The organism is Modestobacter sp. L9-4, from assembly GCF_019112525.1.
GTDB lineage: Bacteria > Actinomycetota > Actinomycetes > Mycobacteriales > Geodermatophilaceae > Modestobacter.
In genome coordinates this window covers 1090452-1106769 of sequence record NZ_CP077800.1, presented here as the reverse complement: position 1 = coordinate 1106769, position 16318 = coordinate 1090452, and the positions used below count along the sequence as shown (strand labels likewise).

Here is a 16318-nt window from a genome sequence, read left to right as displayed (position 1 = left end):
GCTGGGTCCCGGTCGGGGCAGCGGCCCGTCAGCCGTCCTGCGGGCCGACCCGCAGGACGAGCAGGGCGACGTCGTCGTCGGCCTCGGGCACGAGCCGCCGCAGCAGCTCGTCGGCGAGGGTGTCGACGGCCTCCCCGGCCAGCTCGCTGCCGGCGGTGACGAGCCGGTCCAGCCCCTCGTCCAGGTCGGAGTCCCGGCGCTCGACCAGCCCGTCGGTGTAGAGCACGAGCGTGTCACCGGGGTGCAGCACCAGGACGTGCTCGGTCCGCGAGGCGTCGGGGTCGACGCCCAGCAAGAGGCTCCGCGGCCGCTCGAGCAGCAGCGGGGAGCCTGCGGCCGGCAGGAGCAGCGGTGGTGGGTGCCCGGCGTTCGACCAGCGCAGCGACCGCTCCCCGGTGGCCGCCTGGACCGCGTCCTGCTCCACCCGGGCCAGCACCGCGGTAGCGAGGGTGGCGATCTGCAGGTCGTGCACCGCGCGGTCCAGGGCGCCCAGCACCCCGGCCGGTCCGCTGTCGACGGCGTGGGCGATGCCGCGCAGCAGGTTGCGCAGCTGCGCCATCCCGGCTGCGGCGGTGCGGTCGTGCCCGGTGACGTCCCCGACCACCAGGGTGGTGGCGCCGTCGCGGGAGACGAAGGCGTCGTACCAGTCCCCGCCGACCTGGGCCTCCTGGGCCGCGGGCCGGTAGCGGACGGCGATGCTCAGGTGGTCCGGCTGCGGCGGGTCGGTCAGCAGCGAGCGCTGCAGGCTCTCCGCCAGGCTGCGGGTGGCGCTGGCCCGGCGGCGCTCGTCCTCCAGGCGGGTCACCCGGTCGACCGCCTGGGCGCACTGGGCCGCGTAGGCCTCCAGCACCCGGACGTCGTCGTCGGCCAGCGGCCGGGGGTCGGACCAGCCGACCGTCCAGGAGCCCAGCAGTCGGCCACCGGCGCGCAGGGGGAGGGCCGCCCACGCGCGCACGCCGGGCAGGGGCGGCGCCGTCCCGGTGGCGGTGGAGTCGGCCGTCAGCACCCGGCGGCCGGCAGCTGCGACCGCCATCGGTGCGGGGGAGTCGGCGGGCAGGACGCCGGTGCGCAGGCCGCCGTCCCCGGTGAGCCGGAGGTCACCGCCGCCGGCCGGCAGCAGGGCCACCGCGGCGGCTTCGGTCTGCAGCGCCTCGCGGCCGTGCGCGAACAGCAGCTCCAGCAGCTCCGGGACGCTCTCCGCGGCGGCCAGTGCCGAGACCGTGGTGGCGAGCCCGGCCAGGGCGCGGGCGGTCCGCTGCTCACGCTCGACGCTGGCCCGCAGCTCGACGTTCGCCTGCTCCAGCTCGCGGGTGCGCGCGTAGAGGTCGGACTCGACCTGCTCGACGCGGTCCTGGCCCCGGGCGGCCTCCTGGCGGGCCTCGTCGCGGGCCCGGACGTAGTCGGTGACGTCGTCGGAGCGGTGCAGCAGCAGCACGACCCGGCCCTCGTCGTCGGTGATCGGCACGTTGCGGGGCGCCCAGAAGCGCTCCTCGTAGCTGCCGTCGGGCATCGGGATGTCGTACTTCTGGATGGCCATGGTGACCGGCCGGCCGGTGTCCCGGGCCAGGGCCAGGGAGGCGCCGAGGTTGGCGATCCCGTCGGCGGCCGGGTCGTCGGGGTTGAGCGGGAACACCTCGAACAGGTGCCGCCCGACCGTGTCCCCCAGGGTCGTCGCCGTGGCGGTCAGCCGGGCCTCGTTGGCCGAGACGATGACCAGGTCGGGGGTCAGCAGCAGGAACGGGGCCGGGGCCGCGTCGAAGACCCGCGCCCAGTCCGGCGCGGGCAGGCCGGCACAGCCGTCCTCCGACGGGTCCCGCCCGGGGGGTACTCCTCCGACCACGATGTCGTCCGCCGTCCTGTTCGTCGACCGCGCAGCGTCGTCGTCGGCGCCCTGTAGTCGTACCCGGACGGCCGCCCCGGTCGCAACGTGGCCGCCGGCACCGGCGGGCACGAGCCGGTCTCAGCCGGCGGTCGGGAGCCCGTCGGCCGGCTGGGGCGCCCAGCGCTGCTCGATGTGCCCGAACCGCCAGACAGCCAGGGCCAGACCCCAGGTCAGCGCGAAGAGCCCGACCACGGCGAACCCGACGAAGCCGAGGTCGAGCGAGGCGATCCAGGCCAGCGGCCCGCCCTCGATGGAGAACCGGTCGACGAGCAGACCGGTGAGCACCATGAGCCCGATGACCAGGGCGATGACCACCGACAGCACCGTGACGGTCAGGTTGTAGAAGACCTTGCGGACCGGCTGCAGCAGGGCCCAGCCGTAGGCGCGCGACATCAGCACGCCGTCGGCGGTGTCGAACAGGCTCATCCCGGCCATGAAGAGCACCGGCAGCACCAGGATCGCGTACCAGGGCAGCACGAAGGCGGCCGACCCCGCGGCGAGCACCAGCAGCGCGACCTGGGTGGCGGTGTCGAAGCCCAGGCCCATCAGCAGGCCGACCGGGTACAGGTGCCAGGGCTTGCTGACCCGCCGGGTGACGCGGTTGAGCAGGCGGGCGAGGAAGCCGCGGTTGTGCAGGTGGTGCTCCAGCTCCGCCTCGTCGAACTCCCCGGAGCGCATCTTCCGGAAGACCCGCGCGATGCCGACGGCCGCGACCAGGTTCATCAGGCCGATGACGAGCAGGAACGTGCCGGCGACGAGCGTGCCGACCAGGCCGAGGGTCGCGGCGACGCCGGAGTCCTCGTCCTGCACCACGTCGGCGACCGAGCGCACGCCGAGGACGAGCAGCAGGCTGGCGGCGACCACCACCGAGGAGTGGCCGAGGGAGAACCAGAACCCGGTGCTGACCGAGGACTGGCCGTCGCCGACGAGCTTGCGGGTGGTGTTGTCGATCGAGGCGATGTGGTCGGCGTCGAAGGCGTGCCGCACGCCCAGCATGTACGCCGTCAGACCGACCCCGACGCCGAGGACGCCGGTGCTGCCCAGCTGGTAGTCCTGCGGGGCCACGGCCAGCAGCAGCACGCCCCAGCCGAGCACGTGCAGCAGGACGACGAACCCGCTCATCCCGGCGATGCTGCGACGCTCCCGGGCGCTGAACCCGGTGCTGGTCGGGGCCGGCGGTGCGGTCGGTGCGGTGATCACGCGGCGACCTTATTGCACGGGGTTCGCAACTACGAAACGGTCGCAAGAAGCTCCGGTGAACACCGGGGCAGTGACCTCCCGCACTCGGCGGGCGTGGCGCAACACGACCGGAACAACCGAGACCGACACGCGACCGCGAGTTCACGGTGGCGAAACACGTCCGCGTCGTCGGCGGAAACACGGTGTCGGCACCGTCTTCACCGAACCGCCTCCGGGCGGCGTTCGTCCCCCGAGGTCCCTCGGGTCCCCGCTTGCGGCCCATGGCCGACGACACCCTCAGGAGGTTGCCGTGGTCAACACCGGCGACACCGCCTGGATCCTCACCAGCGCCGCCCTCGTGCTGCTGATGACCCCAGGCCTCGCGCTCTTCTACGGCGGCATGGTCCGCGCGAAGAGCGTGCTGAACATGATGATGATGAGCTTCGGGGCGCTGGCGCTCATCAGCGTGCTCTGGGTGCTCTACGGCTACTCGTTCGCCTTCGGCAACGACGCCGGCGCCGGGCTCATCGGTGACCCCAACGAGTTCCTCGGGCTCAAGGGCCTGATGGAGGACACCACCAGCGAGGCCGGCGGTTACCCGGTCATGGCCTTCGTGGGCTTCCAGGCCGTCTTCGCCATCATCACCGTGGCGCTGATCTCCGGTGCCATCGCCGACCGCGCCAAGTTCAGCGCCTGGATGGTCTTCACCGGCGTCTGGACCTCGATCGTCTACTTCCCCGTCGCCCACTGGGTCTTCGACTTCACCGTCACCGACGACGACGGCACCGTCAGCCACGTCGGCGGCTGGATCGCCAACAACCTCAAGGCGCTGGACTTCGCCGGCGGCACCGCGGTGCACATCAACGCCGGCGCCGCGGGCCTGGCGCTCGCCCTCGTGCTGGGCAAGCGCCGCGGCTTCGGCCGCGACCCGATGCGCCCGCACAACCTGCCGCTGGTGATGCTCGGTGCCGGGCTGCTGTGGTTCGGCTGGTTCGGCTTCAACGCCGGCTCGGCGCTGGCCGCCAACAACACCGCTGCCGTCGCCTGGGTCAACACGATGGTCGCCACGGGTGCCGCCGCCCTGGCCTGGCTGCTGGTGGAGAAGATCCGCGACGGCCACTCCACGTCCCTCGGTGGCGCCTCCGGCGTCGTCGCCGGTCTGGTCGCGATCACCCCGGCCTGTGCCGCGGTCTCCCCGATCGGCGCGATCATCGTCGGCCTCGTCGCCGGTGTGCTCTGCGCCCTGGCCGTCGGCCTGAAGTTCAAGCTCGGCTTCGACGACTCCCTCGACGTCGTCGGCGTCCACCTCGTCGGTGGTCTGGTCGGCACGATCATCATCGGCTTCCTGGCCACCTCCGACGCCCCGGCCGGCGTCGACGGGCTCTTCTACGGCGGCGGGCTGGACCAGCTGTGGCGTCAGGTGGTCGGCGCCCTGGCGGTGCTGGTGTTCTCCTTCGTCCTGACGTACATCATCGGTCTCGCCATCGAGAAGACGATGGGCTTCCGCATCTCCGAGGAGGACGAGGTCACCGGCATCGACACCGTCGAGCACGCTGAGAGCGCCTACGACTTCGTCTCCCTCGGGGGCGGCAGTGGTGCGGCATCCCTGACCGGCCAGGCGCGCGCCGAGGCCCGCAACACCGAAGGAGCTACCCGCGCATGAAGCTGATCACCGCGATCGTCAAGCCGTTCAAGCTGGACGACGTCAAGAACGCCCTCGAGCTGATCGGCATCGCCGGTCTGACCGTGAGCGAGGTGCAGGGGTTCGGCCGCCAGCGCGGCCACACCGAGGTCTACCGCGGTGCGGAGTACCAGGTGGACTTCGTCCCCAAGGTCCGCATCGAGGTCGTCGTGAGCGAGACCGACGCGGCGCGGGTCGTCGACGCGGTCGTCGAGTCCGCCTCCACCGGCCAGATCGGTGACGGCAAGGTGTGGGTCACGACGATCGACGAGATCGTCCGCGTCCGCACCGGCGAGCGCGGCGCTGACGCGCTCTGATCCGGAGCGCCGTACGCCGCACGCGCTGACGCGCGCCCGGTGACCTGACGTCGGCCGGGGCAGCAGGGGGAGACCCCGCTGCCCCGGCCGACGCCGTTCCCGCCGTCGGACTCTGGAGAGGTGCCCGTGCTCGACACCGCAGCCCTGCCCGCCCTGCCCCGCGCCGAGCGCGTCCGCGTGGTCGACGAGTGGCTCGCCGGCCTGCTGGCCGAGGCCCTCGCCGGCACCCCGCGCCCCGACCGCAGGCGCGGTGGCCCCCCGCCCGAGGACGCCGGGACCGGCATCGCGCTGGTCGCGGTGGGCAGCCTCGGCCGCCGGGAGCTGCCGCCGCACGGCGACCTGGACCTGGTGTTGGTCCACGACGGCCGGCCGGAGATCGCCGCACTGGCCGACGCGGTCTGGTACCCGATCTGGGACGCCGGACTGCGCCTGGACCACTCCGTCCGCACGGTCGCCGAGGCGGTGTCGGTGGCCGCCGAGGACGTCAAGGCCGGGCTGGGCCTGCTCGACGCCCGGCACGTCGCGGGCGACCCGGCGGTCACGGCCGGGCTGCGCACCGCGACCCTCGCCTCCTGGCGGCAGCACGCCGGGCGGCTGCTGCCGCAGCTGCGCGACCTGCGCCGGGCCCGCGGCCGTCAGGTCGGCGAGCTGGGCTTCCTGCTCGAGCCCGACCTCAAGGAGGCCTACGGCGGGCTCCGCGAGGGGCAGGTGCTGCGGGCGCTGGCCGCCGCCCAGCTGTCCGACGAGGCGCCGGCCGACGCGGGGGAGGCCTACGCGTTCCTGCTCGACGTCCGCGACGCCCTGCGCGCGGGCACCGGCCGGGCCAGCGACGCGCTGGTGCGGCAGGAGCAGGCCCGGGTCGCCCGGGTGCTGGACCTGGCCGACGACGACGTCCTGCTGCGCCGGGTGAGCCTGGCCGGACGACGGCTGGCGTTCGTCGCCGACGAGACCTGGCGCCGGGTCGACGCCGCCCTGGTCCGGCGACCGCGCGCCCGGTACCGGCGGGTGCGCCGCGAGCCGCTGGCCGAGGGGCTGGTCCGGCAGGGTGACGAGGTCGTGCTGGCCCGCGACGCCCGGCCGGCTGCCGACCCCGGCCTGGTGCTGCGCGGTGCCGCCGCGGCGGCCCGGGCCGACCTGCTGCTGTCGCCCTACACGCTCAAGGTGCTCGCCGTGCACGCCCCGCCGCTGCCCGAGCCCTGGCCGCCGGAGGTCCGCTGGTCCTTCCTACGGCTGCTGGCCAGCGGGCGCAGCGCCGTCCCGGTGCTCGAGCAGCTGGACCAGGAGGGCCTGCTCGCCCGGATGCTGCCGGAGTGGGACCGGGTGCGGTCGCTGCCGCAGCGCCACCCCTGGCACCGCTTCACCGTCGACCGGCACCTGGTGGAGGCCGCCGCCGCGGCCTCCGAGCTCACCCGGGACGTCGACCGGCCCGACCTGCTGCTGGTGGGGGCGCTGCTGCACGACATCGGCAAGGGCTGGCCCGGTGACCACACCGAGGTCGGCATGGTGGTGGTGGCCGAGATGGCCGCCCGGATGGGCTTCAGCCCGGCCGACGTCGCGACGTTGTCGGCGATGGTGGAGCACCACCTGCTGCTGCCCGACGTGGCCACCCGCCGCGACCTCGACGACCCCAAGACCGTCGACCGGGTGGTCGAGGCGATCGACGCCGACGGCGCGCTGCTGCAGCTGCTGCACGCCCTCGCCCAGGCCGACGGTGCGGCGACCTCCAGCTCCGCCTGGTCCCCGTGGAAGGCGCACCTGGTGGCCGCGCTCGTCGCCCGGGTCGCGGCCCGGCTGGGCAGCGCCCCGGTGCCCGAGCCGGTGCTGGAGCCCACCGCACCCCAGGTGACCGCGCCGGCGCCGGTGGTGGAGGGGCACACCGAGCCGGTGACGGTCGGGGTTGAGGACGTCCTCGACGGTCAGCAGGTCACCATCGGCGCCCCCGACCGGCCCGGGCTGTTCAGCCTGTGCGCGGGGGTGCTGGCGCTCAACCAGCTCGACGTGCGGGCGGCCCGGGTCAGCGTCGCCGGCGGCCACGGCACGCTGGTGTTCGCCGTGCGGCCGCACTTCGGGCGGGCCCCGGTCCCGGAGATCCTGGCCGACGGCGTGCGCGCCGCGCTCGAGGGCACGCTGCCGCTGGCCGACCGGCTCCGCCAGCGCGAGCGCGACTACAGCCAGGACGCCGCCGGTGGGCGCCCGCCGCGGATCTCCTGGTTCGACGCCGAGGCGACCGGGGTCACCGGGCTGGTCGAGGTGCGCGCCACCGACCGGGCCGGGCTGCTGCACCGGCTCACCGCGGCGCTCGCCCAGGCAGGGCTGGACGTCACCTCGGCGACGGTGGAGACCCTGGGCGGCGACGCCGTGGACGCCTTCTACGTCAGCGACCCCGCCGGGACGGCGATCGACCCGGCGCAGCGCGAGCAGGCCGAGCGGGCGCTGGTGGCCGCCGCCGGCGGCGACGCACCGGACCCGGTCGGCCGCTAGCAGGAGGCCGGGCCGACCGGCCGGCGCGACATGCCGGGAGGTCCTTGCCGCTTCCTGTCGTACCCCCGTGGCACGTTCGGTGTGCCGGACGACGACCGGCGCCGAGACGAGAGGGGACGCCATGAGCGACCTGCAGACCCTGCCCTGCCCGACCTGCGGCGAGGACACCGACTTCGAGCAGCCCACCTGCATCGACGGGCACACCGACGACGGCAGCGCGTGCCCCGAGTGGGCGTGCACCGACTGTGGCACCGCTCTGGTCATCGGCTGGTCGGCCACCTCGCGTGCCGAGGCCGGGCACCGCGCCGCCTGACGGAGGACCGCTCGGCCCCGTCCACGCGCTCGTGCTGCGAGGCGCGAGGACGACGGTGTCCTCCCCGTCACGGCGGGCCCCTGCACAGGGGCGGGCCGGGGCCGCGCCGGCCGCGGGGCGATTACCCTGGACACAGGTGGCGTGACGGCCCCGGGGTGGCCCCGGGAGCCCGAGTCGGTCCGCCGGCCCCGTGGGGCCGCGGCCGGCTGCACGCCCGAGTGCTGTGAGGACGTGCTGTGTTCGAGACCCTCTCCGACCGCCTGGACAAGGTCTTCACCGGCCTGCGCGGCAAGGGCCGGCTCTCCGACGAGGACATCGACGCCACCGCGCGCGAGATCCGGATCGCGCTGCTCGAGGCCGACGTCGCCCTGCCCGTCGTCCGGTCGTTCATCGCCTCGGTCAAGGAGCGGGCCCGTGGCTCGGAGGTCTCCGGTGCGCTGAACCCCGCGCAGCAGATGATCAAGATCGTCAACGAGGAGCTCGTCGACATCCTGGGCGGGGAGACCCGCCGCATCCGCTACGCCAAGCAGTCGCCGACGGTGATCATGCTGGCCGGTCTGCAGGGTGCCGGCAAGACCACGCTGGCCGGCAAGCTCGGCCGCTGGCTCAAGGCGCAGGGGCACACCCCGCTGCTGGTGGCCTGCGACCTGCAGCGCCCCAACGCCGTGCAGCAGCTGTCGGTGGTCGCCGGTCAGGCCGGCGTCGACGTCTACGCGCCCGCGCCGGGCAACGGGGTGGGCGACCCGATCGCCGTCGCCCGGGATTCCATCGAGCACGCCCGGCGCACCATGCACGACGTCGTGGTGGTCGACACCGCCGGCCGGCTGGGCATCGACGCCGAGCTGATGGCCCAGGCCGCCGGCATCCGCGACGCCGTCTCACCCGACGAGACGCTGTTCGTCGTCGACGCGATGATCGGCCAGGACGCCGTCAACACGGCGCTGGCGTTCCAGGACGGCGTCGGCTTCTCCGGTGTCGTGCTCACCAAGCTCGACGGCGACGCCCGCGGTGGTGCCGCACTGTCGGTCCGGCACGTCACCGGCCAGCCGATCATGTTCGCCTCGACCGGCGAGAAGCTGACCGAGTTCGACGTCTTCCACCCCGAGCGGATGGCCTCGCGCATCCTCGGCATGGGCGACGTCCTCACCCTGATCGAGCAGGCCGAGCAGGCCTTCGACGCCGACCAGGCCGAGAAGATGGCCGGCAAGCTGGCCAGCCGCGAGGGCTTCACCCTCGAGGACTTCCTCGAGCAGATGCTCGCCATCCGCAAGATGGGCCCGATCGCGAACCTGCTCGGCATGCTGCCCGGTGCAGGGGCGATGAAGGAGCAGCTCAAGCAGGTCGACGACCGCGACCTCGACCGCACCGCGGCGATCATCCGGTCGATGACCCCCGCCGAGCGGGTCACCCCGAAGATCATCAACGCCTCGCGCCGGGTGCGCATCGCCAACGGCTCCGGGGTCAGCGTCACCGACGTCAACCAGCTGCTGGAGCGCTTCGGCCAGGCCCAGAAGATGATGGGCCAGATGGCCGGCAGCATGGGCATGCCCGGGATGGGCCCCATGTCGAAGAAGGCCCGCGGCCGGCAGCAGCAGGCAGCGGCCTCCCGCGGCAAGGGCAAGAAGGGCAAGAAGGCCCCCGCCCGGCGCGCGATCGGCGCTCCCGGTGCGATGGGCGGCGCGGGCTTCCCCGGGCAGCTCCCCGGCGGGATGCCGGGTGGGGTGCCGGGCCTGCCGCCGGGCCAGGCGCTCCCGGACCTGAGCAAGCTGGACTTCAGCCAGTTCAAGGACCAGGGCCGCTGATCCGGTGACCGCCCCCGCGTTGCACCTGTCCGGGGTCGTCCTCCCCGAGGGCGAGCACCGTGAGCTGTGGGTCAGCGGCGGGCGGATCACCTTCGAGCGGGTGCCGGGTGCCGAGACCGTCAGCCGGGGCGGGTACCTGCTGCCCGGGCTGGTCGACGCGCACTGCCACGTGGGCATCGCCCTCGGCGGTGGGCACGTGACCGACCTGGCCGGGCAGCGGGAGCAGGCGCTGGTCGAGCGGGCCGCCGGCGTGCTGGCCCTGCGCGACTGCGGGTCACCGGTCGACACCCGGGCGCTCGACGACTTCGACGACCTGCCGCGGATCGTGCGGGCCGGCCGGCACCTGGCCGCCACCCGCCGGTACATCCGCGACCTGGCGATCGAGCTGGAGCCCGAGGAGCTCGTCGCCCAGGTGCGCGTGCAGGCCCGGGCCGGCGACGGCTGGGTGAAGCTGGTGGGGGACTGGATCGACCGCGGCGTCGGCGACCTCGCCCCGGAGTGGCCCGACGACGTGCTCGCCGCCGCGATCGCCGCCGCGCACGAGGAGGGTGCCCGGGTCACCGCCCACACCTTCGGCACCGATGCGCTGCCCGCGCTCATCGGCGCCGGCATCGACTGCATCGAGCACGGCACGGGGCTGACCGAGGAGCTGGTCGGGCAGATGGCCGCCCGGGGCACCGCCGTCGTCCCGACGCTGGTCAACGTGGAGAACTTCCCCGGGTTCGCGGACGCGGGGGAGGCCCGGTTCCCGGCCTACGCCTCCACGATGCGGCGGCTGTACGCGGGCTCCGGGGCCGTCGTGCGGGCCGCCTACGACGCCGGGGTCCCGGTGTTCGCCGGCACCGACGCCGGGGGCGGCATCGAGCACGGGGTGGTCGCCGAGGAGATCCGGGCACTGCACGCCGCGGGGTTGCCGGCCCAGGCGGCACTGGCCGCCGGGTCGTGGGCCGCACGAGAGTGGCTCGGGCTGCCGGGCATCGTCGAGGGGGCGCCGGCCGACCTCGTCGTCTACGACAGCGACCCGCGCACCGACCTGGACACGCTCGCCCGGCCCCGGCGGACCGTGCTGCGCGGCGTCGTCGTCGCCTGAGCCGGTCCGCGTCCGGCCTGTCGCGGACGGCCGGACGCTGGTTCACTGGCCGGATGGTGTCGCCACTCCCTGAGCCGGAGCCCCTGATCGACCCGACCACGCCGATCCCCGACGACCCGGGTGAGCTGTTGCCCGACGCGCCCGAGGAGCTGCCGCCGGCCCCGATCGAGCCGACGCCCGGTGACCCGGGTGGCGACCCGGGTGGCGTGCCCGAACCGGCCTGATCCCGGCCTGAGCCCGGCGTGGTCCCGGCGGCCCGGCAAACCCGTGGACGTCGGTCCCGGGCCGCCTGGGAGACTCCACCCGTGCTCCTTCGGATGTCCTCCCTGTTCCTGCGCACCCTGCGCGACGACCCGGCCGATGCCGAGGTCCCCAGTCACCGCCTGCTCGCCCGCGGCGGCTACATCCGGCGCGCGGCGCCCGGGGGCTTCACCTGGCTGCCGCTGGGCTGGCGGGTGTTCCGGAACGTCGAGCGCATCGTCCGCGAGGAGATGGACGCGATGGGCGCGCAGGAGGTGCACTTCCCCGCGCTGCTGCCGCGCGAGCCCTACGAGGCGACCGGCCGCTGGACCGAGTACGGCGACAACCTCTTCCGCCTCAAGGACCGCCGGGGCAACGACTTCCTGCTCGGCCCCACGCACGAGGAGATGTTCACGCTCCTGGTGAAGGACCTCTACGGCTCCTACAAGGACCTGCCGGTCTCGCTGTACCAGATCCAGACCAAGTACCGGGATGAGGCGCGGCCCCGGGCCGGGCTGTTCCGCGGCCGCGAGTTCACCATGAAGGACAGCTACTCCTTCGACGTGGACGACGCCGGCCTCGAGCGTTCGTACCAGGCGCACCGCGACGCCTACATCAGGATCTTCGACCGGCTGGGCCTGGACTACGTGATCGTCGCGGCGATGTCGGGTGCCATGGGCGGATCGGCGAGTGAGGAGTTCCTGCACCCGACCGAGATCGGGGAGGACACCTTCGTCCGCTCGCCCGGCGGCTACGCGGCCAACGTCGAGGCGGTCACCACCGTCGTCCCGGACGCCGTCCCGTTCGACGGCCTGCCCGACGCGCACGTCGAGGACACCCCCGACACCCCGACCATCGCCTCGCTGGTCGCGGTGGCGGACGAGCGGTTCCCCGACGCCGGGTACACCGCCGCGCACACGCTGAAGAACGTCGTGGTCACGCTCGTGCACCCCGACGGCACGCGGGAGCCGCTCGTCATCGGCCTGCCCGGTGACCGGGAGGTCGACGCCAAGCGCCTCGAGGCCGTCGTCCACCCCTCGGAGGTGGAGCCCTTCACCGACTTCGCCGGCAACCCCGCACTCGTCAAGGGCTACATCGGCCCGCAGGTGCTGGGCGCCGAGAGCGAGTCGGGCATCCGTTACCTGGTCGACCCGCGCGTCGTCCCGGGGACGCGGTGGATCACCGGCGCCAACGAGCACGGCAAGCACGTCTTCGACCTGGTGGCCGGTCGCGACTTCACCTGGGACGGCACCATCGAGGCCGCGGAGGTGCGCGCAGGTGACCCCGCTCCGGACGGCTCGGGTCCGCTGGAGCTGGCCCGCGGCGTGGAGATGGGCCACATCTTCCAGCTGGGCCGCAAGTTCGCCGAGGCGCTGGACCTGAAGGTGCTCGACGAGAACGGCAAGCTGGTCACCGTCACCATGGGCTCCTACGGCGTCGGGGTCTCCCGGGCCGTGGCCGCCATCGCCGAGTCGATGCACGACGAGCTGGGCCTGGTCTGGCCGCGGTCGATCGCCCCGGCCGACGTCCACCTGGTCGCCACCGGCAAGGACGCCGCGGTCCTCGAGTACGCCGAGACGCTCGCCGGTGAGCTCGTCGCCGCCGGGCTGACCGTGCTCTTCGACGACCGGCCCAAGGTCAGCCCCGGGGTGAAGTTCAAGGACGCCGAGCTGCTGGGCATGCCGACGATCGTCACGGTGGGCCGCGGCCTGGCCGAGGGCGTCATCGAGGTGCGCGACCGCGCCACCGGCGAGCGCTCGGAGGTGCCGGTCGCCGAGGCCGCCACCGCCGTCCTCACCGCCGTCCGTGCGTGAGGTCCCCCTCGCCGAGCACCTGCAGCTGACCGCGCAGAGCGTCGAGGCCAACCTGGGCCACGGTGACCAGGTGGGCGCGCCGCGGCCGATCGACCACACCGCCGCCTTCCGCTCGCGGAGGGCGGCGGTGGCCGCGGGGGAGGAGCTCACTCGTGCCGGTTACCGGGTCGACGGGGTGTACCGGCGGCTGGCCACCGTCTGGCTGGAGTTCAGCGCGATGACCGCGGTCGACCACGCCACGGCCGCCGCCTTCACCCGCGAGGTCGTCGGCATCATCGGGCGGCACGGCGGTCGCTACGACGGCTGGGGCGGCTTCCTGGTCCCGGGTGAGGACACGAGCTCCACCTCGTAGCCGTCGGCGTCCTCCAGGTAGGCGGCCCGGTGGTCCGGACCGCCCGCGAACGGGTGCCGGTCGGGGAACAGCAGCGTCCAGCCGTGCGCCGGGGCCTCGGCGACCAGGGTGTCGAGGTCGTCGTCAACCCAGAACGCCAGGTGGTTCAGCCCGGGGGACCGGCGGTCGTGCCGGTCGCCGGTCAGTGCGGGTGACTGCTCGAGGACGACGTAGGTGTCACCGCTGCGCCAGGACCGGCCGTGCTCGAAGGACTGGAACGGCTCGGCACCCAGCCGGGTGAGCAGCCACCCCCAGGACCGCTCGGCGCGCGCCAGGTCGGGCACCCACAGCTCCACGTGGTGGAGGAACCCGCCGCCCGCCACCGCCTGCACGCTCGCACCGGACCCCTGCGGGAGGTCCGCGCCGGGCTCGGGTCCGTGCTCGTGCGCCACATCTGGCATCATGGTCGGTCGAACACGGTGGTGGCGGCCCTCTCACCGTTCCCGCCCGTGTCCATCGCCCTGCCCCGGCCGTATCCCCACGCGTCCGTCCGGCGGGCAACCACACACGCTCGAAAGGCACACCACACTCGTGGCCACCAAGATCAAGCTCATGCGCCTGGGCAAGATGCGCGCGCCGTACTACCGCATCGTCGTCGCCGACGCCCGCACCAAGCGTGACGGTCGTTCGATCGAGACGATCGGCAAGTACCACCCGAAGGAGGACCCGTCCTTCATCGAGGTCGACGGCGAGCGCGCCGCCTACTGGCTCGGTGTCGGCGCCCAGCCGACCGAGGCCGTGCGGGCCATCCTCCGGGTGACCGGCGACTGGCAGAAGTTCAAGGGCGAGCCGGCTCCGGCCCCCATGCTCGTCGCGGCCCCCAAGGCCGACAAGAAGGCCGTCTACGAGGAGGCCGCCCGCGCCGCCATGGGCGAGCCGGCTGCTGACGCCACCACCCCGAAGAAGAAGGCCGCCCCCAAGGCCGACGCTGCCCCGGCTGCCGACGCTGCCCCGGCCGCTGACGCCGCCCCGGCTGCCGACGCCCCGGTCGCCGCTGCTGAGCCGGCTGCGGCCGAGCCGGCTGCCGCCGCCGAGACGCCCGCCGAGTAAGACGTGCTGGAAGAGGCGCTCGAGCACCTGGTCAAGGGCATCGTCGACAACCCCGACGACGTCGTGGTCGACCTGGTCAACGGCCGGCGTGGCAAGACCCTCGAGGTCCGGGTCCACCCCGAGGACCTCGGCAAGGTCATCGGCCGCGGCGGGCGCACCGCCAAGGCGCTGCGCCAGGTCATGACCGGTGTCGGTGGACGTGGCCTGCGGGTCGACGTCGTCGACACCGACGGGCGCTGAGCACTCCCGGCGCCCTTGGCGCCACCCCGCAGGACCCCGACACCGTGGTGGTCGGCCGCATCGGCCGGCCCCACGGTGTCCGTGGTCAGGTCACCGTCGAGGTCCGCACCGACGACCCCGACCTGCGCTTCGCCCCCGGGACGGCGCTGCTCACCGAGCCGGCCGCGCGTGGCCCGCTCACCGTCGAGGCCGCCCGGTGGCACAGCGGCACGCTGCTGCTCACCCTCGCCCTGCCCGACGGCACGGTCGTCGCTGACCGCGAGGCCGCCGACGCGCTGCGCAACACCATGCTGCTGGTCCCGCTCGCGGAGCTGCCGCCGCTGGAGGACCCCGACTCCTTCTACGACCACCAGCTGGTCGGGCTGGCCGCGGTGCTGCCCGACGGCTCACCGATCGGTGAGGTCACCGGCGTCCGGCACGAGGGCACCGAGCTGCTCGTGCTGACCCGCACCGGCGGCGGGGAGCTGCTGGTGCCGTTCGTGAGCGCCATCGTGCCCACCGTCGACCTGGCGGCGGGGCGGCTGGTCGTCGACCCGCCCGAGGGGCTCCTGGACCTGTGAGCGCCGGACCCGGGACGCCCTTCCGCGTCGACGTCCTCACGATCTTCCCCGAGTACCTCGCGCCGCTGGGCCAGTCGCTGCTGGGCAAGGCAGCCCAGCGCGGGCTGGTCGAGATCGGGGTGCACGACCTGCGGCAGTGGACCGACGACGTCCACCGCACGGTCGACGACTCCCCGTACGGCGGCGGCCCCGGCATGGTCATGCGCCCCGAGCCCTGGGGCCGGGCACTCGAGGCGGTGCGCCCGCCGGGGACGCGGCTCGTCGTCCCCACCCCGGCCGGTCGCCCGTTCACCCAGGCGGTGGCCGCGCAGTGGGCCACCGAGCCCGGTCTGGTGTTCGCCTGCGGCCGCTACGAGGGCATCGACCAGCGGGTCGCCGACTGGGCCGCGTCCTCCGGGCCGGTCTCGGAGGTCTCGATCGGCGACTACGTGCTGGCCGGCGGTGAGTCCGCGGTGCTGGTCATGGTCGAGGCGGTCACCCGGCTGATCCCCGGCGTCGTGGGCAACACCGACTCCGTGGAGTTCGACTCGCACGCCGACGGCCTGCTCGAGGGCCCGTCCTACACCCGCCCCGCCTCCTGGCAGGGGCTCGACGTCCCGCCGGTGCTGCTGTCCGGCGACCACGCCGCGATCGCCCGCTGGCGGCGTGGGCAGTCGTTGCGGCGCACCGCCGACCGCCGTCCCGACCTGCTGGCCGCCCTCCCCGAGGGGGCCCTGGGCGCCGCTGACCGGGCGGCCCTGGACGCCGACCCGCCGGGCCGGGCGTGACCGCTGCACCCTGGGTGCGCCCGGCGAGCCGGGTGCTGGTGATCGACCCGCAGCAGCGGGTGCTGCTGCTGGGCTCGCGGGGGCCGGCGCCGCGGCCCGGGACGCCGGTGCGCTTCTGGTACACCCCCGGCGGTGGCGTCGAGGACGGCGAGGACCTGCGCACCGCTGCGGTCCGTGAGCTGGCCGAGGAGTTGGGCCTGGTCGTCGAGCCCTCCGCGCTGGAGGGCCCGGTGTGGCTGCGCCGACACGTGTGGCCGTGGGGGGAGACCGTCGTCGACTCCCGGGAGACCTACTTCGCGCTGCGGGGCGTCGTCCACACCGTCGACGCGAGCGGGCGCACCGCCGAGGAGCTGGCCGCCGACCAGCCGCACCGCTGGTGGTCGGCCGACGAGCTCGCCACCAGCACGCAGTCCTTCGCGCCGGGCTCCCTGGCCCGGGTGCTCCCGGAGGTGCTGACGAGCCCCTGGGCGGGGCCGCCACGCATCGTCGACTGAAGATGTGGCACAGTAGA

General features: G+C 74.3%; 17 protein-coding genes. 14 read left to right on the top strand and 3 right to left on the bottom strand.

Annotated elements, in window-relative coordinates:
- Nucleotides 1–28 precede the first annotated feature (28 nt).
- Both KUM42_RS05135 and KUM42_RS05130 read right to left on the bottom strand, forming a co-directional pair.
- Nucleotides 29–1840 (bottom strand): SpoIIE family protein phosphatase, encoded by a 1812-nt coding sequence (locus tag KUM42_RS05135; protein WP_237495526.1) that lies wholly within the window; start codon nucleotides 1838–1840, stop codon nucleotides 29–31.
- A gap of 120 nt (nucleotides 1841–1960) precedes the next feature.
- The gene (locus tag KUM42_RS05130) at nucleotides 1961–3082 is read right to left on the bottom strand and encodes a HoxN/HupN/NixA family nickel/cobalt transporter (RefSeq protein WP_237495524.1); all 1122 of its coding nucleotides are present in this window, start codon (nucleotides 3080–3082) and stop codon (nucleotides 1961–1963) included.
- Between the two features lie 289 nt (nucleotides 3083–3371).
- On the opposite strand from KUM42_RS05130, the gene KUM42_RS05125 reads away from it, so the two are divergent.
- The 9 genes from KUM42_RS05125 to KUM42_RS05085 all read left to right on the top strand — a co-directional run bounded on the left by KUM42_RS05125 (nucleotide 3372) and on the right by KUM42_RS05085 (nucleotide 13151).
- The gene (locus KUM42_RS05125) at nucleotides 3372–4724 is read left to right on the top strand and encodes an ammonium transporter (RefSeq protein WP_237495522.1); all 1353 of its coding nucleotides are present in this window, start codon (nucleotides 3372–3374) and stop codon (nucleotides 4722–4724) included.
- Nucleotides 4721–5059, top strand: coding sequence for a P-II family nitrogen regulator (locus KUM42_RS05120; RefSeq protein ID WP_163612145.1), 339 nt, complete (start codon nucleotides 4721–4723; stop codon nucleotides 5057–5059). Before KUM42_RS05125 ends, KUM42_RS05120 begins: the two co-directional genes overlap by 4 nt.
- A 126-nt stretch (nucleotides 5060–5185) precedes the next feature.
- Complete coding sequence (locus KUM42_RS05115) at nucleotides 5186–7540, top strand: [protein-PII] uridylyltransferase (protein ID WP_237495520.1); 2355 nt, start codon at nucleotides 5186–5188, stop codon at nucleotides 7538–7540.
- Between the two features lie 121 nt (nucleotides 7541–7661).
- Nucleotides 7662–7853, top strand: a complete 192-nt coding sequence (locus tag KUM42_RS05110; RefSeq protein ID WP_237495518.1) for a hypothetical protein — start codon at nucleotides 7662–7664, stop codon at nucleotides 7851–7853.
- Between the two features lie 236 nt (nucleotides 7854–8089).
- Nucleotides 8090–9655: a signal recognition particle protein gene (ffh, locus tag KUM42_RS05105; RefSeq protein WP_237495516.1), complete on the top strand. Its 1566-nt coding sequence runs from the start codon at nucleotides 8090–8092 to the stop codon at nucleotides 9653–9655.
- A gap of 4 nt (nucleotides 9656–9659) precedes the next feature.
- Nucleotides 9660–10745, top strand: a complete 1086-nt coding sequence (locus tag KUM42_RS05100; RefSeq protein ID WP_237495514.1) for an amidohydrolase family protein — start codon at nucleotides 9660–9662, stop codon at nucleotides 10743–10745.
- Nucleotides 10746–10798: 53 nt separating this feature from the next.
- Complete coding sequence (locus KUM42_RS05095; RefSeq protein ID WP_237495512.1) at nucleotides 10799–10969, top strand: hypothetical protein; 171 nt, start codon at nucleotides 10799–10801, stop codon at nucleotides 10967–10969.
- Nucleotides 10970–11062: 93 nt separating this feature from the next.
- Nucleotides 11063–12799 (top strand): proline--tRNA ligase, encoded by a 1737-nt coding sequence (locus KUM42_RS05090; RefSeq protein ID WP_237495510.1) that lies wholly within the window; start codon nucleotides 11063–11065, stop codon nucleotides 12797–12799.
- Nucleotides 12792–13151 (top strand): ribonuclease E inhibitor RraB, encoded by a 360-nt coding sequence (locus tag KUM42_RS05085; protein WP_237495508.1) that lies wholly within the window; start codon nucleotides 12792–12794, stop codon nucleotides 13149–13151. The genes KUM42_RS05090 and KUM42_RS05085 overlap by 8 nt, the downstream gene beginning before the upstream one ends.
- On the opposite strand, the gene KUM42_RS05080 is transcribed toward KUM42_RS05085, so the two are convergent.
- The gene (locus KUM42_RS05080; protein ID WP_237495506.1) at nucleotides 13094–13522 is read right to left on the bottom strand and encodes a VOC family protein; all 429 of its coding nucleotides are present in this window, start codon (nucleotides 13520–13522) and stop codon (nucleotides 13094–13096) included. The genes KUM42_RS05085 and KUM42_RS05080 overlap by 58 nt on opposite strands.
- A gap of 199 nt (nucleotides 13523–13721) precedes the next feature.
- Between KUM42_RS05080 and rpsP the strand changes: the two genes are divergently transcribed.
- Genes rpsP through KUM42_RS05055 form a run of 5 tightly spaced genes read left to right on the top strand, consistent with a single transcriptional unit; the run spans nucleotide 13722 to nucleotide 16301 of the window.
- On the top strand, nucleotides 13722–14240 hold the full coding sequence (rpsP, locus tag KUM42_RS05075; protein WP_237495504.1) for a 30S ribosomal protein S16: 519 nt from the start codon (nucleotides 13722–13724) through the stop codon (nucleotides 14238–14240).
- 3 nt (nucleotides 14241–14243) lie between these two features.
- Nucleotides 14244–14480, top strand: a complete 237-nt coding sequence (locus tag KUM42_RS05070) for an RNA-binding protein (RefSeq protein WP_163612139.1) — start codon at nucleotides 14244–14246, stop codon at nucleotides 14478–14480.
- 44 nt (nucleotides 14481–14524) lie between these two features.
- Nucleotides 14525–15040: a ribosome maturation factor RimM gene (gene rimM / locus KUM42_RS05065; protein WP_237495502.1), complete on the top strand. Its 516-nt coding sequence runs from the start codon at nucleotides 14525–14527 to the stop codon at nucleotides 15038–15040.
- The gene (trmD, locus tag KUM42_RS05060) at nucleotides 15037–15807 is read left to right on the top strand and encodes a tRNA (guanosine(37)-N1)-methyltransferase TrmD (RefSeq protein WP_237495500.1); all 771 of its coding nucleotides are present in this window, start codon (nucleotides 15037–15039) and stop codon (nucleotides 15805–15807) included. The genes rimM and trmD overlap by 4 nt, the downstream gene beginning before the upstream one ends.
- Nucleotides 15804–16301, top strand: coding sequence for an NUDIX hydrolase (locus KUM42_RS05055; protein ID WP_237495498.1), 498 nt, complete (start codon nucleotides 15804–15806; stop codon nucleotides 16299–16301). Before trmD ends, KUM42_RS05055 begins: the two co-directional genes overlap by 4 nt.
- The last annotated feature ends 17 nt before the right edge of the window (nucleotides 16302–16318 follow it).

Coding starts and splice junctions, on each gene's coding strand:
- KUM42_RS05095 (WP_237495512.1), top strand. CDS start 10,799: ATGGTGTCGCCACTCCCTGAGCCGGAGCCCCTGATCGACCCGACCACG.
- KUM42_RS05090 (WP_237495510.1), top strand. CDS start 11,063: ATGTCCTCCCTGTTCCTGCGCACCCTGCGCGACGACCCGGCCGATGCC.
- KUM42_RS05120 (WP_163612145.1), top strand. CDS start 4,721: ATGAAGCTGATCACCGCGATCGTCAAGCCGTTCAAGCTGGACGACGTC.
- KUM42_RS05110 (WP_237495518.1), top strand. CDS start 7,662: ATGAGCGACCTGCAGACCCTGCCCTGCCCGACCTGCGGCGAGGACACC.